Annotated in this window: 21 protein-coding genes; 13 read left to right on the top strand and 8 right to left on the bottom strand. The window is 64.1% G+C overall.

Going from position 1 to position 21,639, the window contains the following annotated elements; translation table 11 throughout:
* Window positions 1-7: 7 nt before the first annotated feature.
* The 6 genes from nadD to lexA all read left to right on the top strand — a co-directional run bounded on the left by nadD (window position 8) and on the right by lexA (window position 5,235).
* A complete protein-coding gene (gene nadD / locus IEX78_RS20075) occupies window positions 8-655 on the top strand; it encodes a nicotinate-nucleotide adenylyltransferase (RefSeq protein WP_188830568.1) in 648 nt (215 codons plus the stop codon).
* On the top strand, window positions 652-1,068 hold the full coding sequence (rsfS, locus tag IEX78_RS20070) for a ribosome silencing factor (protein WP_188830567.1): 417 nt from the start codon (window positions 652-654) through the stop codon (window positions 1,066-1,068). Before nadD ends, rsfS begins: the two co-directional genes overlap by 4 nt.
* Window positions 1,069-1,094: 26 nt before the next feature.
* Window positions 1,095-1,763 (top strand): histidine phosphatase family protein, encoded by a 669-nt coding sequence (locus IEX78_RS20065; RefSeq protein WP_188830759.1) that lies wholly within the window; start codon window positions 1,095-1,097, stop codon window positions 1,761-1,763.
* Window positions 1,764-2,931: 1,168 nt separating this feature from the next.
* Window positions 2,932-3,687, top strand: coding sequence for a diglucosylglycerate octanoyltransferase (octT, locus tag IEX78_RS24810; RefSeq protein WP_188830758.1), 756 nt, complete (start codon window positions 2,932-2,934; stop codon window positions 3,685-3,687).
* 3 nt (window positions 3,688-3,690) lie between these two features.
* Window positions 3,691-4,533, top strand: coding sequence for a DegV family protein (locus IEX78_RS20055; protein ID WP_188830566.1), 843 nt, complete (start codon window positions 3,691-3,693; stop codon window positions 4,531-4,533).
* 51 nt (window positions 4,534-4,584) lie between these two features.
* Complete coding sequence (gene lexA / locus IEX78_RS20050; protein WP_188830565.1) at window positions 4,585-5,235, top strand: transcriptional repressor LexA; 651 nt, start codon at window positions 4,585-4,587, stop codon at window positions 5,233-5,235.
* A gap of 11 nt (window positions 5,236-5,246) precedes the next feature.
* On the opposite strand, the gene IEX78_RS20045 is transcribed toward lexA, so the two are convergent.
* The gene (locus IEX78_RS20045) at window positions 5,247-6,209 is read right to left on the bottom strand and encodes a DUF2332 domain-containing protein (RefSeq protein WP_188830564.1); all 963 of its coding nucleotides are present in this window, start codon (window positions 6,207-6,209) and stop codon (window positions 5,247-5,249) included.
* Between the two features lie 181 nt (window positions 6,210-6,390).
* On the opposite strand from IEX78_RS20045, the gene IEX78_RS20040 reads away from it, so the two are divergent.
* From IEX78_RS20040 to IEX78_RS20025, 4 genes are all read left to right on the top strand, one after another.
* The gene (locus IEX78_RS20040) at window positions 6,391-7,305 is read left to right on the top strand and encodes a ComEA family DNA-binding protein (protein WP_188830563.1); all 915 of its coding nucleotides are present in this window, start codon (window positions 6,391-6,393) and stop codon (window positions 7,303-7,305) included.
* A 22-nt stretch (window positions 7,306-7,327) separates the two neighbouring features.
* Window positions 7,328-9,826: a ComEC/Rec2 family competence protein gene (locus IEX78_RS20035; RefSeq protein WP_188830562.1), complete on the top strand. Its 2,499-nt coding sequence runs from the start codon at window positions 7,328-7,330 to the stop codon at window positions 9,824-9,826.
* A gap of 9 nt (window positions 9,827-9,835) precedes the next feature.
* Window positions 9,836-10,807 (top strand): DNA polymerase III subunit delta, encoded by a 972-nt coding sequence (holA, locus tag IEX78_RS20030; protein WP_188830561.1) that lies wholly within the window; start codon window positions 9,836-9,838, stop codon window positions 10,805-10,807.
* 95 nt (window positions 10,808-10,902) lie between these two features.
* Window positions 10,903-12,183 (top strand): LCP family protein, encoded by a 1,281-nt coding sequence (locus IEX78_RS20025; protein ID WP_229684124.1) that lies wholly within the window; start codon window positions 10,903-10,905, stop codon window positions 12,181-12,183.
* On the opposite strand, the gene IEX78_RS20020 is transcribed toward IEX78_RS20025, so the two are convergent.
* Together IEX78_RS20020 and rpsT are read right to left on the bottom strand one after the other, a co-directional pair.
* Entirely contained in the window at window positions 12,180-12,422 is a 243-nt protein-coding gene (locus tag IEX78_RS20020) for a hypothetical protein (RefSeq protein WP_188830559.1), read from the bottom strand. The two genes, IEX78_RS20025 and IEX78_RS20020, sit on opposite strands and share 4 nt — an antisense overlap.
* A 79-nt stretch (window positions 12,423-12,501) precedes the next feature.
* Complete coding sequence (gene rpsT / locus IEX78_RS20015) at window positions 12,502-12,762, bottom strand: 30S ribosomal protein S20 (RefSeq protein ID WP_056821462.1); 261 nt, start codon at window positions 12,760-12,762, stop codon at window positions 12,502-12,504.
* A gap of 308 nt (window positions 12,763-13,070) precedes the next feature.
* Here rpsT and IEX78_RS20010 point away from each other — a divergent pair, with 308 nt between their 5' ends.
* The 3 genes from IEX78_RS20010 to IEX78_RS20000 are packed head-to-tail and all read left to right on the top strand — an operon-like array spanning window position 13,071 to window position 16,517.
* On the top strand, window positions 13,071-14,693 hold the full coding sequence (locus tag IEX78_RS20010) for a circularly permuted type 2 ATP-grasp protein (RefSeq protein ID WP_188830757.1): 1,623 nt from the start codon (window positions 13,071-13,073) through the stop codon (window positions 14,691-14,693).
* A gap of 4 nt (window positions 14,694-14,697) precedes the next feature.
* Window positions 14,698-15,678 carry an alpha-E domain-containing protein gene (locus tag IEX78_RS20005; protein ID WP_188830558.1) on the top strand — a complete coding sequence of 327 codons (981 nt, stop codon included), beginning with the start codon at window positions 14,698-14,700 and terminating at the stop codon, window positions 15,676-15,678.
* The gene (locus IEX78_RS20000) at window positions 15,675-16,517 is read left to right on the top strand and encodes a transglutaminase family protein (protein ID WP_188830557.1); all 843 of its coding nucleotides are present in this window, start codon (window positions 15,675-15,677) and stop codon (window positions 16,515-16,517) included. The genes IEX78_RS20005 and IEX78_RS20000 overlap by 4 nt, the downstream gene beginning before the upstream one ends.
* Before the next feature lie 21 nt (window positions 16,518-16,538).
* On the opposite strand, the gene IEX78_RS19995 is transcribed toward IEX78_RS20000, so the two are convergent.
* The 5 genes from IEX78_RS19995 to IEX78_RS19975 all read right to left on the bottom strand — a co-directional run bounded on the left by IEX78_RS19995 (window position 16,539) and on the right by IEX78_RS19975 (window position 21,253).
* A complete protein-coding gene (locus IEX78_RS19995; protein WP_188830556.1) occupies window positions 16,539-17,090 on the bottom strand; it encodes a type II toxin-antitoxin system PemK/MazF family toxin in 552 nt (183 codons plus the stop codon).
* A 711-nt stretch (window positions 17,091-17,801) separates the two neighbouring features.
* Window positions 17,802-18,338 (bottom strand): restriction endonuclease, encoded by a 537-nt coding sequence (locus tag IEX78_RS19990; RefSeq protein WP_188830555.1) that lies wholly within the window; start codon window positions 18,336-18,338, stop codon window positions 17,802-17,804.
* Window positions 18,335-19,264: a DEAD/DEAH box helicase family protein gene (locus tag IEX78_RS19985; protein ID WP_188830554.1), complete on the bottom strand. Its 930-nt coding sequence runs from the start codon at window positions 19,262-19,264 to the stop codon at window positions 18,335-18,337. Before IEX78_RS19985 ends, IEX78_RS19990 begins: the two co-directional genes overlap by 4 nt.
* Window positions 19,265-19,741: 477 nt before the next feature.
* Complete coding sequence (locus tag IEX78_RS19980; RefSeq protein ID WP_188830553.1) at window positions 19,742-20,467, bottom strand: hypothetical protein; 726 nt, start codon at window positions 20,465-20,467, stop codon at window positions 19,742-19,744.
* Window positions 20,468-20,806: 339 nt separating this feature from the next.
* Window positions 20,807-21,253 (bottom strand): hypothetical protein, encoded by a 447-nt coding sequence (locus IEX78_RS19975; protein WP_229684123.1) that lies wholly within the window; start codon window positions 21,251-21,253, stop codon window positions 20,807-20,809.
* Window positions 21,254-21,639 lie beyond the last annotated feature (386 nt).

The raw sequence follows: 21,639 nt of genomic DNA, 5'->3' as shown, positions 1-21,639 counted from the left end.
ACTCCTCATGCACGAGACAGCTCGGCCGCGACGCAAACTGGGCGTCATGGGTGGCACGTTTGACCCCATCCATCACGGTCACTTGGTTGCGGCGAGCGAGGTAGCCAACCGATTCGACCTCGACGAGGTCATCTTTGTCCCCACTGGCCAGCCGTGGCAGAAGGCGGGCAAGGTCGTCAGCCCCGCCGAAGATCGCTACCTCATGACGGTGATCGCGACCGCGTCAAATCCGCGCTTCTCAGTGTCGCGTGCCGACATCGAACGCGACAAGGTCACCTACACCGTCGACACGCTCCGCGAGATGCGTCGCGCGCACCCCGACGACGAGCTGTACTTCATCACCGGTGCGGACGCGTTGGCGAACATCCTGACATGGCAGGATTGGACCGAACTGTTCGAACTGGCGAAGTTCGTCGGGGTTAGTCGACCGGGGTATGAACTGAATACCGATCATCTAGCGGAGCATCTGCGGGACCTTCCCGCCGACGCGGTCACCATGATCGAGATTCCCGCGTTGGCCATCTCGTCGAGTGAATGCCGTCGCCGCGCCGCCGAAGGTCGGCCGGTCTGGTACCTCGTCCCAGACGGGGTGGTCCAGTACATATCGAAGCGGCACCTGTACGAGCCGCAGGAACGAAAGGTTGCTGACGCATGAGCGCCACCCCCGAAGCCATTGCGATGGCCGAGATCGCCGCGCGCGCGGCCGACGACAAATTAGCAACCGACGTGGTTGTCCTCGACGTGTCGGAGCAGTTGGTCATCACGGACTGTTTCATCATCGCGTCCGCGCCCAACGAGCGTCAGGTTTCGGCGATCGTTGACAACGTTGAAGAGAAGCTGCGCGAGGCAGGCCACAAGCCGGTTCGCCGTGAAGGCACCCGCGAAGGTCGCTGGGCCCTGCTCGACTACGTCGACGTTGTCGTCCATATCCAGCACAACGACGAGCGCAACTTCTACGCGCTTGAGCGGCTGTGGCGCGACTGCCCCGCGGTGCCCGTCGAAGGCATCGCCTCTGTGCCCACCCCTCCTGCTTTCGATGACGCGGAGTCCGAGGGCGACAACGAGTGAGTGGCGAGACCCCGCGTACCACCGATATGCCTCGAGTGAACAAATACGCCAACGTGCGCAACCTCCTGCTCCTTCGGCACGGGCAGACCGAATGGAACGCTGCCGACCGCATGCAAGGTCAAATCGATACTGACCTCAGCGATCTCGGCAGACAACAGGCGAAAGAGGCTGCGCGTGAACTAGTCTCGCGTAACGCCATCGCCGTCCACGCGTCCGATCTTCGGCGTGCGCGCGACACCGCGCAGGCGCTGGGCGACGTGAGCAACATCCCGGTCATTACTGACCCACGCCTGCGCGAAACCAGCCTTGGCGACTGGGAAGGCCTGACCCACCTTGAGGTTGACGCCGACTACCCGGGAGCGCGGGTGCAGTGGCGGATGGATCCCACCTATCGCCCGCCCGGCGGCGAAAGCAAACTTGAGGTGGGCGCGCGAGCACTGCCCGTGGTGCGCGAACTGTACAACGACCGACAGGATTGGCCCGGCCGGACTATCATCCTGGTTGCGCACGGTGGGTTGATCGCTGCTCTCACGGCCGCGCTGCTGGACTTGCCTCCTCAAAACTGGCCCGCCCTAGGCGGTCTCGCCAACACCAGTTGGGTGCAGCTGTCCAGCCACGGCCCAGACATCGACAACCCCGGTTGGCGACTCGATGTTTGGAACGCAGCGGCGAAGGTAGCTCCCGATGTCCTCTGAAGAGCCCGTACGGTCGGTACCGGATGAATTGTTCCAGCAGGTGACGGCCAAAGCTGGCCGGCAATTGCCGGATGAGCTGTTTGGCCCACCCGCGGCCCCACGGCAGCGCCTCGATCGCGAGGAGCCCATTCGCTCGGTCCCCGACGAGCTCTTCAAGCAGGTCACCGCGCGCAGCACGCGCTCGCTGCCGGATGCGCTTTTCGGCGCGGTGGCCCCGCCGATCATCGGGCCCGCGCACGCGGAGTCGGTGGAACAGTCCGATGCAGCGGCCGACGACGCGGCCGTAGATGCGACCGAGGGTGCGGAGTCCGGTTCTTCGGGCGTTGGCGAAGCGGCGGACGTCGCGGTTGCCGATGACGTCGAAGCTGCTGTCGATCGTGATGCGGCTGCCGACGGTGGCCGAGAAGACGAGTCGACCACCGTCGCTCATGCGGGCAGCGAGCAGAATTCGGCAGTGCCGGGGCTCGACGCCGTCGCCGATGTCGCGAAAGCTGCCGCCGATGTGCCCGCTGCGAACAGCGTTGCCGCGCTGGGTAATTCGACCGAGGCGGCGGTTTCGGCTGCTGTCGGCAGTTTCGAGGCAACTGACGGCGAGGTCGCGCAGTCTGCCGGTGCCGTCACGAACGCCATTGGCAACGCGAGCGAAGCTGTCGCGGCAACGAATTCGGTCGCGGACGGCCCGGTCGCAGCGGCCGAGGGTGTCGCGCCTACGAATTCGGTCGCGGACGGTTCCGTCGCAGGGGCCGAGGCTGTCGCGCCAGCAAACACGGTCGCGAACGGGTCCGTCGCAGAGGTCGACGATGTCGCGGCGCCGACCCAGGTGACGACTGGTTTCGGCGTGGCCGACCAAGCAGCCGCGCAAACGGTTCCCGCCGCAGCGAATAGCTCTGATGCAACTGGCCACGAGGTCGCGGCAACCAGTGCTGTCGAAGTGGCCGGAGTTGGCGCGACGGGCGACGGCAGCGAGCTTCCCGCCGCCATATCCACCGTTCAGCAAGAACTGGCGTCGGGTACCGAGCTCGATCACACGGAAACCGTCGCTCCCCAACGTGATTCGATCACGCCAGCGACCCCCGGTACGGAATCTGTTGTCGCTCTCGCGGAACCAGTTGCCGCGCAGGCTGACTCCGCCCTCCTCGGCGCGAGCGTTGTTACTGAGCCAGCCGCCATCGCGACGGCCGAGCCCGCGGCGCTCGACGTCCCAGTCGAACCGGCAGCGCCACGTCCAGTGCTCCTGGTGATCGCCGATTCGCTTTCCTACTACGGTCCCAAAGGTGGCCTGCCCGCCGACGACCCGCGAATCTGGCCGAATCTTGTTGCGGCCGAGCTCGATTGGGATGTCGAACTGGTCGCACGGATCGGCTGGACCACTCGCGACGCCTACTGGGCACTCATTGGCGACCCCCGCATCTGGGCGGCTGTGCCCCGCGCGGGCGCTGTCGTTTTCGCCGTCGGCGGCATGGACACCCTGCCTTCGCCACTGCCAACCGCACTGCGCGAGACGATCCGCTACATTCGCCCGCCTCGGCTTCGGCGCGGCGTGCGCGCGACCTACAACTGGCTCCAGCCCAAGCTGTCGAAGCTGGGTCGCCCAGTTGCGTTGCCGCCCAAGGTAAGTGTGAGCTACCTCGAAGACTCGCGGGTAGCGCTCAACCACCTGCGGCCTGAACTGCCCGTCGTTGGCGTGTTGCCTTCGGTGCACCAGTGCGCGGCTTACGGCAAAGTGCATCGCGGCCGTACCCGCGCGGTGAAAGCGTTGCAGGCGTGGTCCGGCCGTACCTCCGTGCCCCTCGTCGACCTTGGCGAGGCAGTGCGCGACAACATCGAGTCGGGATCGGCGAATCCCGATGGCATCCACTGGGGTTGGGACGGACACAACGCGGTGGCTACGGCGATGCTCAAAGCGTTGCAGGAGGTCCGGTAGTCCGTGCCGGTCGTTGTGGTCACCGACTCGGCGGCGAGTCTGCCTGCCGACGTCGTCACTGAACTCGGCATCGAGGTCGTCCCGCTGCATGTTTTGGTAGGCGACCGCGAAATCCGGGAAGGCGTCGACGCGATCGACATCGACTACGGGTCCGATTCGGTGAGCACATCGGCGGCATCGCCAGGGGAACTGCGCGAGATTTACAGCGCGGCCCTCGATCGCAGTGGCGGCGATGGTGTTGTCGCCGTTCATCTTTCGCGTCGCCTGTCGGCCACCTGGGAAGCTGGGCGACAAGCCGTCGACGACATGGGCACCGACGCGCGCGTGCGGATTGTCGACTCGTTGGGCGCGGGCATGGGCACCGGCATGCCGGCTCTCGCCGCCGCTCGCTTGGCTCACGGCGGTGCCGTCCTTGACGAGGTCTACGAGCGCGCTGTTGACGCGGCGAACAACGCCCAGACTTTCTTGCTCGTCAACCGAACCGAGCAGTTGCGCAGAGGCGGCAGACTCAGCAGTGCCGCCGCGTTTTTCGGCAGTGAACTGGTGACGAAACCACTGCTGCACCTGGTTGGCGGCAAGCTTGAGTTGCGTGAGAAGGTGCGCACCCGGTCGCGGGCGTACGCGCGTCTTGTCGCCGCCGCTGTCGACGCTGCGGGCAGGCGTCCGGCGGCGGTCGCGGTGCAACACCTTGGCGCGCCAGAGGCCGCCGACGCCGTTGCGGCTCAACTGCGCGAGCAAGTACCGGACATTGCCGACTTTTACGTTGCTGAGTTGGGCCCGACCCTGGGTGTGCACTTGGGCATCGGCGCGCTCGGCGTCGTGGTCTTGCCAGGCGGCTGTTCCTAAACACCCCACCTGCGGCGTTGACGTAACCGGTACTGGTTCTACGATTCTCGGGTGACCGGATACGACGAGTTTGACCACTTCGATGTGAGCCATCTGCCGCAGCGTCGGCAACAGATTCTCGCGGCGATTCGGGACTCGGTGCTCGCGCACGGGTACGCGCCCGGCGCTCGCGAGATCGCCGACGCGGTTGGTCTGCGCTCGGCATCGACGGTATCGCGACACCTGAAAGCCCTTGAGGAGGACGGCTTCCTGCGACGCGGCAGTGCCGTTACACGTGCGATCGACGTGCGCCGCTTCTTGCGCGGCATTCCCGCCGAAGGTTCCGACACTGCCGTCTCGGTTCCAGTGGTCGGTGACATCGCGGCCGGCACGCCGATCCTGGCCGAACAGCACACCGATGAACAACTGACGCTTCCGCGCGAATTGGTCGGGCGCGGCACAGTTTTCGCGCTGCGTGTCCGTGGCGACTCGATGATCGACGCCGCGATCTGCGACGGCGACCTCGTCGTCGTTCGCAGCCAAACCGAAGCGGTTTCGGGTGACATCGTCGCTGCGATGATCGGCGATGAGGCGACGGTGAAGGTGTACCGCCGTCGCAACGGTCACACCTACCTGGAACCGCGCAACCCCGCCTACGGAGTACTTGACGGCGACGAAGCAGTGATCTTGGGCAGGGTTGTCTCGGTGATGCGCCGCATGTGACGCGGTGTGGCTCAGCCGATTTGACCGAACCAGTCGAGTGACTGCCCATGCGGTCCCGCGAAGGCAAGAGGCTGCTCGTTGAGCGCGAGCACGAAGCGTGCCTGAGCGGGATCGTAGGGCGGAATCCGCGTGCTCAGTTGGGGCAGTACACGGGGGCCTTCCTGCGAGATCCAGTGGCAGGGGAGCGAGCGCACTCTCTCGCGGAACGTGTTCCGTGCATCGACGGTGAGGTAGTTCATGACCGCGCTGTGGAAAACCACGACGGTGCTGTCGCCCGCTGCGGAGGTAACCAGGTCGGAAATCGTCTCGTTCAGGTCGCCTCGCAGCGAAGGTGGCTCGGCCGCAGCAAGTTTCGCCGCCGCACGCAGCCGCGCGAGACGTTCGTCCTGACCTGGCCACACCAACGTCGCCAGCCAGTCCATGTCGTTGCGATCGCGGACATTCAACGGATTCAGGTCGATCCCGAAGCGACCAACCACTTCCGGCAACTCGACAGGGAGCGGCACAGGGCCGGTGGTCGCGCATTCCAAAATGACTGTTGACACACCGGACTTCGGATGCAACTCGACATTGTTGTACCGGTAGCTGAATCGGTCCGGATACAGGCACAGTCCGGCCGACGCACCCACCTCGATCAGCGTGAGCGGCCAGGGAAGGCTCGCCAAGACCGGCAGCAACGTGGCAGCACGGCCGCACTCGTTGGTCTGGGTCGCGCGGGTAAGCGCGGTCTGCGCGATCGCCTGCCATTTCGCATGGACACCGGCACGAAAGTCGGTGTAAGGCAGGGTGGTTCCGACATGGAAGCGGGCTGCGGCTAAGAGCAGGTTGGGTTGGCGCTTGGGCTCCGGCAGCTGCTCGAACAGGGTGAGCAGCGCCGGATCGTCGGCGATAGCGTGCGCTAGATGTTCGTAGTACGACGAATTGCCCCGGGCTTCCTGCTGAGCGAAGTCGTCGAAACGTTGGGCGAGCGACATAGCTATAGGCGTACTTGGTTGCGGTCATGGGCGACAGAGTATGTGGCGGGCTAGACACCGACACGCCCGAAAAACGCCTTAACTCGGCGAGTTATCCACAGGAAAAGAGTTATCCACAGGGCAATTAAAAGCCCAGGTGAACGGAGGTGGCAGATCGGCGAGTGTGTCTAGCGTCAGCCGCATGACACCACACGACATTCACCACCGAGTACGCGAACGGCTGGGCGGTTTGACCGCGACAGTCGCACCCGCACCGTGGGAACGCGCGGTGAGCGCGCTCCGCTCCACGAATACCCCCGGCCAGCAAGGCAAATGGGACGACGAAGAATCGTCGGCGGGCGATGTGCGCTCGCCGGCTTGGCTCGATGACGGGCCAGCATCGCGCAAGCGGATCGATCCAGGAAAACGCGGCGTACTAGCCCTTGCCGCTGTCGCCTGTGCCGCCATTGTCGTCACCGCCATCATGATCCTGTGGCAGCGGCCGAGCGCGCAGTCCGTGCCGCCGGTGCCGTCGTCGCGCAGCGACGCTGCCGAAGCGCGCCACGACGAAGTGGTCCCCGTTGCCTCGGTCGGTGATTCGCCTCCCGCGCACCCCCGCGTTGGCGAAACCGCTGCCGAGATCGTGGTCAGCGTGGTTGGCGCGGTGGAACGGGGCGGAATTCACCACCTGCCCGCTGGAGCGCGCGTCGCTGATGCGATCGAGGCCGCGGGCGGGACGCTGTCGGGCATCGACCTGGCAGGGTTGAACTTGGCGCAACGACTCACCGACGGCGACCAGGTGGTTGTTGGAACGGCGCGCGCCCCGACCGGGGGTGCTGGAACAGCAAGCACGGTACTCAGCGGCGGGGCAGTTGCCGGTGACGGCGCGCCTGGTCCTGCGGGAGCTGCCGTCGGCGCGCCCAAGGGCAAAGTGAACCTCAACACCGCGACCGAGGCGCAATTGGACGCGCTACCGGGAGTCGGTCCGGTAACAGCGAAAGCGATTGTCGCCTGGCGATCGGCACATGGAAAATTCACCGATATTACGCAGCTGGGTGACGTCGACGGCATTGGTCCCGCCCGATTGGCACGACTGCGCGACCAGGTGACAATATGAGCAGCTCAGCCAGGCTCAGCGCATGAGCGAGGCGCGCACCAACAACGATGCAGGCGCGAGTCCGGCTGTGGAGCAGTCACAGCCATCAGTGCTCGACCTGCGGCTGGTGCCCGCGGCGCTCGGCTGCTGGCTGGCCACGATCGCGGCGGTCACTTTGGGTCCAAAAGTGGGTGTCGCCATCGCGGTCGGCGCGGTTCTAGGGGCGATCGCGCTGTGGGTGATGCTGTTGTGGTCGATGGCACATCGACGGGAACGGTGGCGGGTCGTCGCGGCGGCGGGGATCGCGACGATGGTTGTCGCCACCGGCTTCTCGTTGGCGGGCGCGTGGCGGGCGCATGAAGTCGCCCACCATCCGCTGCGCAGCGCTTTCGGCCGCACGGCCACCGTTGTCGCGGTTATTTCCGATGATCCAAAGCCGATGCATACCAAGGGCTTTGGTGGTCAACGGCGTCTCATTGTGCGTGCTGAGTTGCGCAGCTTCAGCATCGGGCCTGGGTCAGGTACCGAGGCTTCGGGCACCATCATTGTGCTCGCGGGCGACGGGCCGTGGGCGCGAGTGTCGCCAGGACAAACCGTGCGAGTGCGCGCCGAAGTCGCAGCGCCCGCGCGTGCCGATCTGACCGTTGCCGCCTTGCACGCCAACGGTCCGCCAGACCTACTCGGCGCGCCGCCGTGGTGGCAACGCGCGGCAGGCGCTCTGCGCGCGGATTTGGTTGCGGCGGCGAGTCGGTCGCTGCCGCCCGATGCGGCGGGACTGTTGCCCGCGCTCGTTGTCGGCGACACGTCCGCGCTGTCCGACCGCGTGCGCGATGACTTCGCGATCGCTGGCTTACAACACCTCACGGTCGTGTCGGGCGCGAACCTCAGTATTTTGCTCACGGCGCTGCTCGCGTTGGCCCGGCTCGTCGCGCTCGGCCCGCGATGGCGAGCGAGCGTTGCCGCTATTGCGGTTGTGCTGTTCATCGTCGTCGCGCGACCCGATCCGAGCGTATTACGCGCTGCCGCAATGGGTTCGGTAACTGTGCTCGCGCTGCTCACGGGCCGCCGCCGCCAAGCGATACCAGCGCTGTGCGGAGCCGTGCTCGGATTGCTCGTTGTCGCACCGCAATTGGCGGTAAGCGCTGGCTTCGCACTGTCGGTGCTCGCCACGGCGGGGCTCATTCTGCTCGCACCGAGGTGGGCCGACTGGCTACGCGAGCGTGGGTGGTGGCGTGGACCCGCCGAGGTTGTCGCGGTCGCGAGCGCGGCGTTCGTCGTCACGCTTCCGTTGACGGTCGCGCTATCAGGGCAGGTCAGTCTCGTCGCGGTACTCGCGAACGCCCTCGTCGCGCCGACAATCGGGGTGATTACGGTCGTCGGCGCGGCGGGCGCGCTTGTTGCCTGGTGCTGGGGCGACGCGGCGGTATGGCTCCTGTGGTGCGCTCGCCTGCCCATGTGGTGGTTACTTACCGTTGCGGAATGGTCGGCAGGCCTGCCTGGCGCGGTCGTTACGGTGCCGGGCGGGGCGGTCGGCGGATTCATGGCGACCGGAGTGGTGGTCGTGCTTATCGCCGTACTGCGGTGGAGTCGGGTGCGCCGACTGCTGGCAGCAACCGCGCTGGGCATCTGCTTGGTGCTGATACCCGTGCGGTGTTGGCACCCGGGGTGGCCGGTCGACGGCTGGGTCTTGGCCATGTGCGACGTTGGCCAAGGCGACGGATTCGCGCTGTCGGTGGCATCAGGGTCCGCGGTGGTCGTCGATGCTGGACCCGACCCGCGTGCGATACGTCGCTGCCTGGACCGACTCGACGTCGAGCGGGTACCGCTGCTGGTGCTCACCCACCCGCATGCCGATCACATCGATGGCCTGGCTGGCGTGCTCGCAGGCCGAACCGTCGATGCGATTGGCACGGCGCCGGGCGAATTAACAACGGCAGCAACGTCCTTCATTTCGACAGCCGATCAAGCGCGAGCATCAGCAGATGGCCATGTTTCGGCAGGATCGTCGGGAGCACACGCGGTGAAGGAAGCAGCGACCCGCGCGCGAATCCCGTTGCTTGAGTTGCACTCTGGACTTGAGTTCACTTTCGGCACTACGACCGTCGCCGTGCTCGCGCCCGGCCCGCGACCGCCGTCGTCGTTCCCCGGCGACACCGCGAACGACCGCTCGATCGTGCTTCGAGCGCACACACCCGCAGGAACGATTCTGCTCACCGGCGACATCGAAACGCCCGTGCAACGTGAGCTGATAGCAACAGCGAGCATCGGCGCAATCGACATCCTCAAAGTCCCGCACCACGGTTCGCGCACGACAACTCCCGAATTCCTCCGCGCAACCCGACCACGCTTAGCTCTCATCAGCTCAGGGAAGGACAACACCTTCGGCCACCCTCATCCCGACGTCCTGTCGACGCTGCGTTCCATGGGCGCCACCATCGCCCGCACCGACAACAGCGGCGACATCCTCATCTTCGGCAACCCGCGTGCGCTGCGGACCATCACCGCCCGCCGGACCGCAGAACGTGTCAGTCGCCCTCCGTAGGATTGCCCCGTGAGCGAACGCCCTGCTGCGGTGCATCTGGTTCTCGGTGACGAGGAACTCCTTGTTGAGCGCGCGGTCGCGCAGGTCACCAGTCAGCCGCGGGCGGTTGCGCCCGACCCTGACTCGGTACCCGTCGACCGTATGCGGGCTGGTGACGCCAGTACCGCGGAGCTCGCCGAACTGCTGAGTCCCTCGCTGTTCGCTGAGGATCGGGTGATCGTGCTCGAATCCGCTGCTGAAGCGGGTAAGGACGCGGTCGCGGTGATCACCGCAGCGGTTAGTGACCCGCCCGAAGGTGTCGTGCTCATGGTCCTGCACTCGGGTGGCGGGCGCGCTAAAGCGCTGGTTCCCGCATTGCAGAAGGTGGGTGCGGTCGTCCACGACTGCGCGAAGCTCACCAAGGCGAGCGAGCGGGCGGAATTCGTTCGCAGCGAGTTTCGTGCTGGTGGGATCAGAGTGAGCGCGGACGTCGTGCAGGCGTTGATCGACTCGGTTGGCTCAGATTTGCGCGAATTAGCCGCTGCCTGTTCACAATTGGTTGCCGACACTGGCGGCAAGGTCGACGTTGGCGCGGTCCGTCGCTATTACTCGGGCCGCGCGGAGGTCACCGGCTTCGATGTGGCTGAACTGGCCGTATCTGGTGACCGTGCCGCCGCGATGGAAGCGCTGCGGTGGGCAACCGATCGCGGGGTTCCACACGTGTTGCTCGCCGACGCGCTCGCGGATTCGGTGCACACCATCGCGCGTGTTGGATCAGCAGGACGCGGCGACCCGTTCAAGCTCGCTCAGCAACTCGGCATGCCACCGTGGAAGGTGAAAAAGGCACAGGCTCAGGCACGCGCGTGGAATCCGGCAAGCATCGGCACCGCGCTCGGCATCGTCGCCACGCTCAACGCCGACGTCAAGGGCGGGGCCGCAGACGCTACGTACGCGGTCGAGCACGCCGTCGCCCGCATCCTCGATCTTCGGTCGGCTAACTAGGCGCCGCAGCGATAATCCCAGCACGTCGGCCCCGATTCTCGATCGCAATCCAACCGCGATTGAGAGGGGACCCGGCCACGGCACAGTTGATCATGATGAAACAACAGCCGGCGGCACGCAGCGCAGCGGGTACCCCCCGACGATCATGGCGTCAGCTCGCGACGCGCACCGCGAAGGTGTCCGCCGCCGTGCTGTCGGCGACCGTCGTTACGGTCACCGCGTACGGCTGGTCAACGGCGGGCACCTTCGACACCGGCTTTTTGCGTTCACACGCAATAACCGGTGACGACCCGCATTCGCTCGATGGCGACCTCAACCTGCTGCTGATCGGCCTTGACACCCGTCGCGACCAGAACGGCGACGAACTTCCGCCTGAGGTCCTTGAGCCACTCCATGCGGGCGACGGCGAACAAGGCGGCTACAACGCCAACACCCTGATCTTGGTCCACATCCCCGCTGACCTGAGCAAAATTGTCGCGGTGTCGATCCCACGCGACGACTACGTGGCTGTCAGCGGCATCCCGGGCCACACGCACGCCAAGATCAAAGAGGCGTACGGACTGAAGAAAGCGGCGGTACAAGATCAACTGATCGCGCAGGGTATGACCGATAAAACCGAACTTGAGCAGGCCGGACGCGAGGCGGGGCGCGCGTCGACGGTGAAAGCGGTGCGGGATCTGACCGGCGTCCCCATCGACCGCTTCGCCGAGATCACCATCGCGGGTTTCTACGACGTGGCCGAAGCGCTCGGTGGCGTCGAGGTGTGTCTGAACCATGCGGTCCAAGATTTGGAGTATTCGGGCGCGGACTTCCCAGCTGGCAAGCAGCGACTTGATCCGGCGCAGGCGCTCGCGTTCGTGCGACAACGCCACGGGCTCGACAACGGCGACCTGGACCGCACCCACCGCCAGCAGGCGTTTCTCACCTCAGTCGCCGGTCAACTACACAGCGCGGGGACGCTCACCGACCCAGGCAAATTGTCGGCGTTGATGGACGTGGCGCATCGCAACATCGTGCTGTCGGATGGCTGGAGCATGACCGACTTCGTGCGCACGTTGAGCACCGCGAACGACCCGGTGGTGGAATTTCGCACGCTTCCGGTCGTTGGCTACGACGTAATCAATGGTCAAGACGTGAATATCGTCGACAAGAACGCGATTCGCCGCGAAGTCGCGACGGCGTTCGACTTGCCAGTTCCGCCCTCGGTCACAACGACAACGCGGGGGCTCGGTCCTCGGCTAGACCAGCTAGCCGAGGGCGGCGGCAGTTCCTACCGACCCGCGACCGCAGCGGCGGGGACCGCAACGGAGACGCCGGACGCGGGTAAACCCGTGCGTACCGACCTCACCGGCGGCGTTGTGCCCTGCGTGAATTAAAGAACGACTTCTTCTTCGATGACGACGTCTTCGTCCTCGTCGTCGTAGCGGCCGTCCCACTCTTCGTGCAGAGGGACCTCGTCCTCACGAGTGACGATCCACACCGAGGTGTAGGCGTCATCGTCGGGAACCATCACGTTTTCGATCTTGATACCGAAGCCGAGGATCTCGGCTGCCCGGATGACTTCGGGAAGGTCTTCGCCACGAACGACTGTCTGATTTGCATACACCGTCAACATGGGCGCAAATGCTAGCCGACGCACAAAGCCGCCGTGGTCATCGAGGCCACGGCGGCTGCGTCAAACGGGTAAAGCGAACTTAGATCTTGTTGAGCGCCAGCGCGAGGGCCGACTTCTTGTTGGCAGCCTGGTTGGCGTGGATGACGCCCTTCGAGGCAGCCTTGTCGAGCTTGCGGCTCGCGAACTGCAGCTGCTCAGCAGCCTTTTCCTTGTCACCGCTGGAAGCAGCTTCACGGAAGTTGCGGATCGCGGTGCGCAGCGCGGACTTGACCGACTGGTTACGCTTGCGCGCTTCCTCGTTGGTACGGATCCGCTTCATCTGAGACTTGATGTTGGCCACGCCTGTATCCTCTGGTTTCCTGTCGCTGGGTGGTATTTCTTGAAAAGTTCGTCGGGCGCGTGCCCACGATGGTGCAGCATCGAGTGCTTAACTACGGGTAACACCGCGCCGAATGTCGAGGTTACCAGTTGGCCGCAGCCTGACGAAATCGGGCTGCCGGTCGCGGAAGGGCTCCGTACCGGTTTCACCCGTTTCAGGTGATGCAAAGAATTTACCTGTGTCTCACACGACCCCGCAGTTGGGTGGTGCACAGTTTTTTCATGACCTCAACCACAGCGCCGCGTTCGGCTCGATCGGCTTCACCGGCGATGGTGAGATCGAACGGTCACGCTCCAACTGGCAAACCGGGTTTGTTTGATGGATATGGGCCCGGTCGATTCGCCGACGCGTTTGACGAGATGTTCGACGCGGCGGGCCGAGTTCGGGCCCCCTACAAGGGCATTCATGCCGCGATGGCGGCCAACGATGTAGACGATTTAGCCGCGCGCGCCGCCGCTCTCGACCGCGCTTTCATCGACCAAGGCATCACCTTCTCGCTATCGGGCCAGGAGCGCCCGTTCCCCCTGGACCTGGTTCCTCGGGTAATCGCGGCGGCCGAATGGGCCAAGCTTGAGCGCGGGATCAAGCAGCGCGTCACCGCCCTCGAATTGTTTCTTGCGGATATCTACGGCGAGCAGAACATCCTGCGCGACCAGATCATCCCGAAGCGGCTCGTGACGTCGTGTGAGCACTTTCACCGGGAGGCGGCCGGGCTCGTCCCGCCGAACGGGGTGCGCATCCATGTTTCCGGCATCGACCTCGTGCGCGACGAAAAAGGCGACTTCCGCGTCCTCGAAGACAACCTGCGCTCACCGTCGGGCGTCTCCTACGTGATGGAGAACCGCCGCACGATGGCGCGGGTGTTCCCCGACCTGTTCTCGTCACACAAGGTACGTGCGGTTGGCGACTACCCGAGCCACCTCCTGCGCGCGTTGCGGGCGTCGGCCGCGCCTAACGAAGCCGATCCGACCGTCGTCGTGCTCACGCCCGGCGTCCACAACTCCGCCTACTTCGAACATTCGCTGCTCGCGCGGCAGATGGGTGTCGAACTGGTCGAGGGCCGCGACCTGTTCTGCCGCGACAATGTCGTCTACATGCGGACGACGGCCGGGGAGCGTCAAGTCGACGTGATCTATCGCCGCATCGACGACACCTTCCTCGACCCGATGCACTTCCGGCCCGATTCGGTGCTCGGCGTCGCGGGCGTGCTCAACGCCGCCCGCGCCGGCAACGTCGTGATCTCCAGCGCGGTCGGCAACGGCGTTGGCGACGACAAGCTCATCTACACCTACGTGCCCGCGATCATCGAGTATTACCTGGGTGAACGGCCGATTCTGCCGAATGTCGACACCTTCCGTTGCTGGCTCGACGAGGAACGCGCCGAGGTGCTCGACCGCGTCGCTGAGCTGGTCGTGAAACCGGTTGAAGGGTCGGGCGGCTACGGCATCGTGATCGGTCCCGACGCCAGTCCGCGCGAGCTGGAAGCGACGCGTCGCAAGATCAAGGCCGACCCGCGCGGCTGGATCGCGCAACCGGTCGTGCAGTTGTCGACCGTGCCGACCAAGATCGGCAACGACCTGGCCCCACGTCACGTCGACCTACGCCCCTTCGCGGTCAACGACGGCGACGACATCTGGGTGCTGCCCGGCGGCCTCACGCGCGTCGCACTGCCCGACGGTTCGCTTGTCGTGAACTCAAGCCAAGGCGGCGGCAGCAAGGACACCTGGGTGCTCGCCGGTCGCGCGGGTGGCGATCGGGAACTGGCTGGGCCAGAGTTGGTAGCCGAACGGCCGCAAGCGGATTCGTTCGAAATCGGTCGTGAACTCAGCACGCCGCAGGCAAACCAGCAACAACAGCAACAACAACAAACGCAGCGGCTGATCGGGGACTGACTACATGCTTGCTCGAAACGCCGAATCCCTTTATTGGATCGGCAGATACGTCGAGCGCGCCGACGACACCGCGCGCATTTTGGACGTCGCCGTGCATCAACTGCTCGAAGACGCCACCGTCGACGCTGACCGCACCTCGCGAGTGTTGTTGAAGGTCTTGGGCATTGAGCCGCCAGAGGGGCTTGAACTCGATGTGTGGTCGGTGACCGACCTTGTCGCGTTCAGTCACGCCCACGGTGTCTCGATTAGCGATTCCGTCGCCAAGGCACGCGAAAATGCGCGCGGCGCAAGGGAAGTCACGTCAAGTGAGATGTGGGAGTGCCTCAACGCCACCTACAACGGCATGGCGACGGCGGAAAGAGCGGCGCGCGCGCTCGGGCCACATGAGTTTTTCTCCTACGTCAAAGATCGCGCCGCGATGTTCACCGGACTCACCGACTCGACTCTGTCGCGCGATGACGGCTACCGATTCCTGCTGCTCGGCCGTTCCGTTGAGCGCATCGACATGATGGTTCGCCTGCTGCTTTCGCGCGCTGGCGACCGCACGTCGTCGCCAGCGTGGGTCACCGTGCTCCGGTCGGCGGGCGCGCACGACACCTACCTGCGCACCCATCGCGGCGCGCTCGACGCCGCCCGTGTCGCGGAATTCATCCTCATTGACCGCCTTTTCCCGCGCTCGGTTTTCCACACGCTGCGCGTTGCCGAAACGTGCCTCACCGAGCTTGACCAGCGGCCAGGCAGTCGCGTCGGCGCTCGACACGAGGCGCAGCGCGTATTGGGCAGGGCGAGAAGCGAACTCGAGTTTCTGCCGCCGGGAGTACTCTTGGAAGACCTCCAGGCTCGACTGCTCGCGTTGCAGAAATCCTGCCGCGAGGTAAGTGAGGCGGTCTCACGCCAGTATTTTCACGCCGCTCCCTGGGTCGCGTGGACCGATGTGCGCAGTGCCGCCGATGGCGGTCGTGTGCCTGTAGAGGGAGAGCTGTGAGCTGGCGAATCAGGGTGGTCCACACCACCGGATATGTTTACGACGCGCCGGTAACGCGCTCGTTCAACGAGGCGCGCCTTACCCCGCGCGCCGATTCTCGACAAAACGTGATTCTCAATCGCGTCGAAACCGTCCCCGCAACCAGGTCGTATCGCTACACCGATTACTGGGGCACCGCGGTCACCGCTTTCGACCTCCACGCGCCGCATACCGAGCTTGAGGTGACTGGGTCGTCGGTGGTCGAAACCGAACCGTTTTCTGGGCCCGCCGACGAGTTGTCGTTCGACGAACTGCATGAGGACCGGGTCATCGACCGCTTCGACGAAATGCTCAGCCCAACCAATTACGTACCGCGGGACCGCAAACTCGCCAGCGTCGCCAAACAACTTTCGCGTGGCGAACCGCCAGCCAAAGCTGTGGTGCGGGCCGCGGAATGGGTGCACAAGGAGATGGACTACATCGCGGGTACCACCTCGGTGCACACTTCGGCGTTGCAAGCCTTCGCCGAACGTCGTGGCGTGTGCCAGGACTACGCGCACCTGACGCTTGTGTTGTTGCGCAGCATGGGAATCCCCAGTCGATACGTGTCGGGTTACCTCCACCCCAAACCTGGCGCTGAGCTGGGGGAGACCGTGGCAGGCCAGTCGCACGCGTGGATCGAGGCGTGGACCGGGCAGTGGTGGGGTTATGACCCAACCAACAACATCGCCATCAACGAACAGCACGTCTCGGTGGGCGTCGGTCGCGATTACGCCGATGTGCCGCCGCTCAAAGGTGTGTTCTCCGGTTCCGGTTCAACCGATCTAGAAGTTGTGGTCGAGATCACCCGACTCGCGTAATCGCGAGTCGGGTGACCCCGACTAACTCCAGTTGTAGTCGCTGACCAGGCGGAACGCGACGAGATCGAACGACTTGCGCTCAAGGATGGCGCCCTCGCGACGGATGCCGTCCTCGGGCACATCAAGCACCCGATCAAGGCGAACCCAACTGGGTCGGCCGTCGTGGTCCCACGGGCCAGCGCCGATGCCGATCCAGTTGCGGTCATGGGCGCGTTCGGGTTTCGACGACAGCATCAGACCAAGCAGCGTCTTGCGGTCACGGCCGACGACCAACACCGGCCGGTCCTTACCGTTGCTCGGGTCCTCTTCGTAAGGCACCCACGTCCACACCACTTCGCCCGGGTCAGCGCGCCCATCTAGCTGCGGGGAATAGACGATCTGCCGGGCGCGATGCGCTGTTGGCACGGGCGTCGACGCGGTCGGGCGAACCGGAACCGGACGTGCCGGCTTCGCGGCTAACGCCGACGCCAACCTCTCCAACAACTTCGGCCCCTGCGAACGAACCACCTTGGGACCTTGCTCCTTGGCGATCTCGGCCAGCTGCTTGCCAAGAGTGTTCCAACTGCCTGCCATGTTTGGAATATAGCGCCGGATTAGTTCAGGGGCTCGCTCACGTTCGGGCCGCGGTGGGCGTTTTGGCGCACCGGTGAGCCGCTCCCATTCGCGCGCATGGGACGATAGACCCAGTTCGCCGATACCCCTCAAGGAGTGGAGTGGCTTCCAGTTTTGCCGATACGACGTTCACCGATCCTGCCCGGATCAGGAACTTCTGCATCATCGCGCAGTGCAACTTCGCGATCGCCCAGTAGAGGCCTGTTTTGCCAGGTAGTAACCTATTTTCATACTTCCCATCGCTTCCTACTGTGGCCTGGTGTTTCCCGTAGTGGTTTCTTGGGCGATGGGATGAGAATGGGATGAGTTTCGGCTACCCGTGTGTGAGTATCCAGCTCACGGCATCGAGCCGGGGACTGAGAGCCGTCGGCGTGTCGAAATCCGACACGCCGACGGGTTTTTTTTGGGATAGCAACTTATTGGCTAATGGTTATCTGTGTCGGTGCTCACGCCGTAGCCTGTCGGCTCGTGCAGATGAGCTGCAGGCCAACCGCAGCTGGTGTGCGACCTCTGACGGCTCGGGCTGCCCGTGAGCCGTCGGATCCAGCTGCGACTCGCCGCGGATCGAAGGGGCTGGTGCCCGCGAGAGCGCCGTACCCCCTCGCTCAGCTCGCCGAGACCCACGCGCTTGCCCGGCGGTGCCCTGTGGACAGCCGCTTGGCCTAAGTCGGGTTACGGCACCCCGAGTCCGCCACGCATATGGGCCAAGAGAAACCTTCGCAGGAGGAGATCGACCAGCTCCTCAATGCATGTAAGCCGACTGATCTCCTGGGTCGTTATCACGAGAACCTTCATCCCGCGCGCGATTGCTCCGATGCCGAGGGCGTGGGCGTGAGATTGCTCCCGCACCTCACCCGTGACCCCGTTGGCCGCGATCAAGATGCCAGCTTCGACGCTGCGATTGGCGAGTATGTTGATGAAATAGCCAAGGGTGGCGCTGTCGACCGGTCGACTCCAGTCTTTGCACTCGATCAGGATGACATGCGGTAGCGCGTGCAGGCCGTTCTGGTGTTTCCCGTTGCATACGCCGAGGTCTACTTGCTCTGTCCCGAAGTAGCTGATGCCATTTCGCTCCACGAGGCATCCTGGTATCAATTCGAAGAGGTACTGAGCCAGCTCTTCGTATGCCTTTCCTTGTGCGTCAGTATTGGTTGCGTCAGCAGCCAGTTGGAGGATGCGCTGGATCTCCGTTGAGTCGAGGCTGGTCATCGGCCATGCACCGTCTCGTTGCGGATCCTTCGCAGGAACGAGCCCAGTTCGCCGGTGTCGATCTTGTGGAGGAAATCGACCATGCTCACCGACCACACCCGTGCATCAACCGCTGACATTTCGGGAGCGGATGGCGGCAGGTTATAATACAGCACGAGGCCGATCGTGCCTGACTCGTTCCTTATGTATTGGGCGAGTTGCGCTTCGGCATGAGCCTTTGGCTTATCTTGGAGACCGCTGAGCAGCTCCACGAAGACCGGAGTGTCAATCTGCGGATGACTGAAAATTAGGTCAATTCGACCGGAGTTGCCGTGGCGTGTGGTCCGCACCTCCCGCTGAGCTGCAATCCCGCGGTCATGAAGCAACTGCTCAAGTCGTTCCGCCACGTTCGGCTCTACCGGTGGCCTAGACCGGGTTGAAGTTGCGATGACGGTATTTCCAGCTTCCAGCGAATCCTTGACAAGGCGTGCAATTAACTCCGACTTGCCTTTACCCGGTGGTCCGTGGACGATTACTGGCGGAAAGTCTGAATCAGGATTCCGGGTTATCGATTGGATGAGTAGTCGTAAGTGGAGTCGGATAGCCTCTCTGTTGTCGATGCGTGCCCTCACGGTCCATGCTTTTGTTCCGGACAGGACTTGCAGCGACGCCCGGTCCGACGGGTCGACAATGAAGAGGAGAGGTAGCCCGCGAGCATAGGCAATTCCGGCTTCGATCAGAATCGCAGCTCGTGACTCCGATGTGCCGTCGGAGTCATCGGTAGGTACAACGACAACACCGAGGTCGAATTTCTGAAGCGGCGTTTCCGCCAGGGTCAGGCCCGCGCCGAGTTCGTTGCTCGTCCGGACACCGACATTCTGCTCATCCAAGGCTTCCCGTAGGACTGCGAGGTCTAGAAATGTCGGTGCCATCACAAGGGATTCCACAGGCGCTGAGCATAGTCGCCCCGGGGCGAGCGATGCCTGGGGAGAGGACGGCTGCCTTGTAGGACAAGCCGATCGTACATCCGCTCTGGTGCCGGTGTTCCCGGGGCTTTGACCGGTAGTCGCGGTTCGATCACTGCCCGCATCTGGTCGTCCACGATTTACGGCGCTGCCACGACGAAATATCCTGCACTGCAACAGGACTCGCCACTACCAGACAGAACCTGGTAGAAGTTCTTAGTAAACACGCAATGCGCGGGTTCGTGGGTGGTGCCGACTACCTTGCCGGAGGTGATGTTCACCGAGACGACCACAGGCGTCGCAGTCCCGCTGGAGCGGCCACGCCGCACCAGCGGGACGCACCAGCTCTACCTGCATACCTGCACAACAAACCGAGCCTATGGCCCGGAGATGCGCCGCCCCATTCGACTGCCCACGAACCTGTCGGCAGCGATTTGTCGGCGCGTAGGTCTGGCGTGGCTAACTCTCACGTCCGCGTTCGTAGATGACTCGATGTGGGGTGGTTTCAGGCGGCAGTCCAGCTATCGCACCGTCGTCGGACAGGCTGGCCAGGCTCAATACTCGCGACCGGCTCTTGAGGAACTTTCTCACGCCGGCTTCTCCTTGGTACCCGGATGGGTGCCGCTCACCGTTCAGCTCCGAAAGGAAGACCGAACCCGCCAGTTGGTGGCCGCCTGCGGCCTCGTAGACCGACTCGTTCTGCACGATTCTGAGAGCCAAGTCGACATCGCTCACGCGATCCCGAGTTGTGTCCAGCATCGAACCGAACAGCACGACGCGTTCGACCACCCACAAGTACATCGGATCGGCCGCGGCCTGCTCTACTCTGTCCAGGAATCCCGCGAGTGCCTTTTCTGCTGTGGCACGGTGCACGGGTTTGGCCGCACTGGCATTGGCCAACGCGCACCCCTTGTTTGTCAGCAGGTAGCTCGGCTCAATGATGTTGTCGAGCTGCCAGGTTTCGCGATTCCAGACATCGACTGTGACCGTTCCGTTCGCCTGCATGTAGCCGTGCTCGATGAGGATGTCGAAAACTGTGTTCGAGTTTTCCAGGTCCTTGCCCAGCACGCGTTCGTACCAGTGCCGCTCGATGTAGGGCTGCTTGCTCATTGTGTGCAGGCAGTCCCGTACGCGCAGGTAGGTGTTTCCGGTGCGTTCGAACTCCGCCTGGCCGTCGATGTTCATGGTTCCCCCGTCCGTGGTGACTTGAGGAAACTGTAGGCCGCTCGGTAGCGTTGTGTTCGGTCTGGTGGTGGCCTACTTCCGTAGCACCCCAGTCGATGGTTGATCGAAGAGCCTGTAGGTCGCCCTGGGGCGGGTGAAACCAAACTTGTCCAGGAGCCTTGCTTTTGCTGACTGTGCGGCCTGGGGATTGCTCTGTGCATGCACACCGCGTTCGGGCCTGTTCCACCACCAACCCAGTTGGGACAGGCGTTCGCCTCTGACGGGGATGCAATTCAAAAGCTCCTAGTAACCCCTCGTCGAAGGCGTTGTGACCCGCTGTCTGGGTAGGTAGGAGAGTTGCTACTCGGGAGGCCGGGCATTGCGCGGGCGAGCCATGCCCATGCCGTGTCGCTTGTTGAGCACCTCTACTACGCCTCGGGTGTGGTAGACGGTGCGTGCGCCGCGGTCGGCATGGTCAACTTGTTCGTTGAGGGTCTTGCGGTACTGGGTCACGGTCTTGCCATCGACGCCGAGCAATCGGGCTATCGCGCCGAGGGTTCGGTATTCCTCGGGTCCGTCAGGCATGGGCAACGATGCCGGGCGCTTGGCGGCTTCCCAGCGTTCTGCGAAGTCGTCAAGTTCGTCGCGGTCGTACTCAAGGGCAGGGGTGCCTGCGCCCAGGCCTGTTCTTGAGCGGGGCTTTTTCGGCTTTGGGAAGTCGGGGTCGCCAACCCAGGTGTTGCGGATGGAGCCGTAGCTGCGTCCGTGTAGCGCAGCCCATTCCTTCAGTGTGATCAGGGTTCCCACACCTTGATTGTGGCTGGTTCCTCCCGTAGAGCCCAAGCCGGCTTCGGGTACGGGCGGGCATCATGAATGACCTCTTTCCGAGGCGAGTGGTCGGACAGGGCGCGCCGGGCGGTGCTGGGTTGCTAGACTCGTTCCTGCCCTTCCTTTTGCGAGTGGGGCACTTTCGGGCGGCCTGGCGTGTCCGAGCTGCGGCCTCACGACTGTGGCTTCGCCAAGCCGCCCGACCTCTGTTTGTGACGCCCCGCTACAGAAATAGGGAGCGCTGTACTGAGCGTTCCCGCTCGGCTGGCCGCGAGGCCGTTTGGACTCCGTTGGGATGGCTGCTGGTTACGTCGGCGGTCGGCTCGGGAAGCGGCTGCGTAAGCGGACGAAACGGAGGTGGCAGG

This window comes from Nocardia camponoti (assembly GCF_014646135.1).
GTDB lineage: Bacteria > Actinomycetota > Actinomycetes > Mycobacteriales > Mycobacteriaceae > Nocardia > Nocardia camponoti.
The sequence above is the reverse complement of the archived record's forward strand: the minus strand, read 5'-3'. Positions and strand labels throughout refer to the sequence as shown.

Excerpts from the sequence above, each read along its gene's own strand:
- IEX78_RS20010 (WP_188830757.1), top strand. The coding sequence starts at position 13,071 with ATGGTGAGATCGAACGGTCACGCTCCAACTGGCAAACCGGGTTTGTTT.
- IEX78_RS19995 (WP_188830556.1), bottom strand. The coding sequence starts at position 17,090 with ATGGCAGGCAGTTGGAACACTCTTGGCAAGCAGCTGGCCGAGATCGCC.
- nadD (WP_188830568.1), top strand. The coding sequence starts at position 8 with ATGCACGAGACAGCTCGGCCGCGACGCAAACTGGGCGTCATGGGTGGC.
- IEX78_RS19980 (WP_188830553.1), bottom strand. The coding sequence starts at position 20,467 with ATGAACATCGACGGCCAGGCGGAGTTCGAACGCACCGGAAACACCTAC.
- IEX78_RS20020 (WP_188830559.1), bottom strand. The coding sequence starts at position 12,422 with ATGTTGACGGTGTATGCAAATCAGACAGTCGTTCGTGGCGAAGACCTT.
- IEX78_RS20065 (WP_188830759.1), top strand. The coding sequence starts at position 1,095 with ATGCCTCGAGTGAACAAATACGCCAACGTGCGCAACCTCCTGCTCCTT.
- rsfS (WP_188830567.1), top strand. The coding sequence starts at position 652 with ATGAGCGCCACCCCCGAAGCCATTGCGATGGCCGAGATCGCCGCGCGC.
- IEX78_RS19990 (WP_188830555.1), bottom strand. The coding sequence starts at position 18,338 with ATGACCAGCCTCGACTCAACGGAGATCCAGCGCATCCTCCAACTGGCT.
- IEX78_RS20045 (WP_188830564.1), bottom strand. The coding sequence starts at position 6,209 with ATGTCGCTCGCCCAACGTTTCGACGACTTCGCTCAGCAGGAAGCCCGG.
- IEX78_RS20025 (WP_229684124.1), top strand. The coding sequence starts at position 10,903 with ATGAAACAACAGCCGGCGGCACGCAGCGCAGCGGGTACCCCCCGACGA.
- IEX78_RS20005 (WP_188830558.1), top strand. The coding sequence starts at position 14,698 with ATGCTTGCTCGAAACGCCGAATCCCTTTATTGGATCGGCAGATACGTC.
- IEX78_RS20040 (WP_188830563.1), top strand. The coding sequence starts at position 6,391 with ATGACACCACACGACATTCACCACCGAGTACGCGAACGGCTGGGCGGT.
- IEX78_RS20035 (WP_188830562.1), top strand. The coding sequence starts at position 7,328 with ATGAGCGAGGCGCGCACCAACAACGATGCAGGCGCGAGTCCGGCTGTG.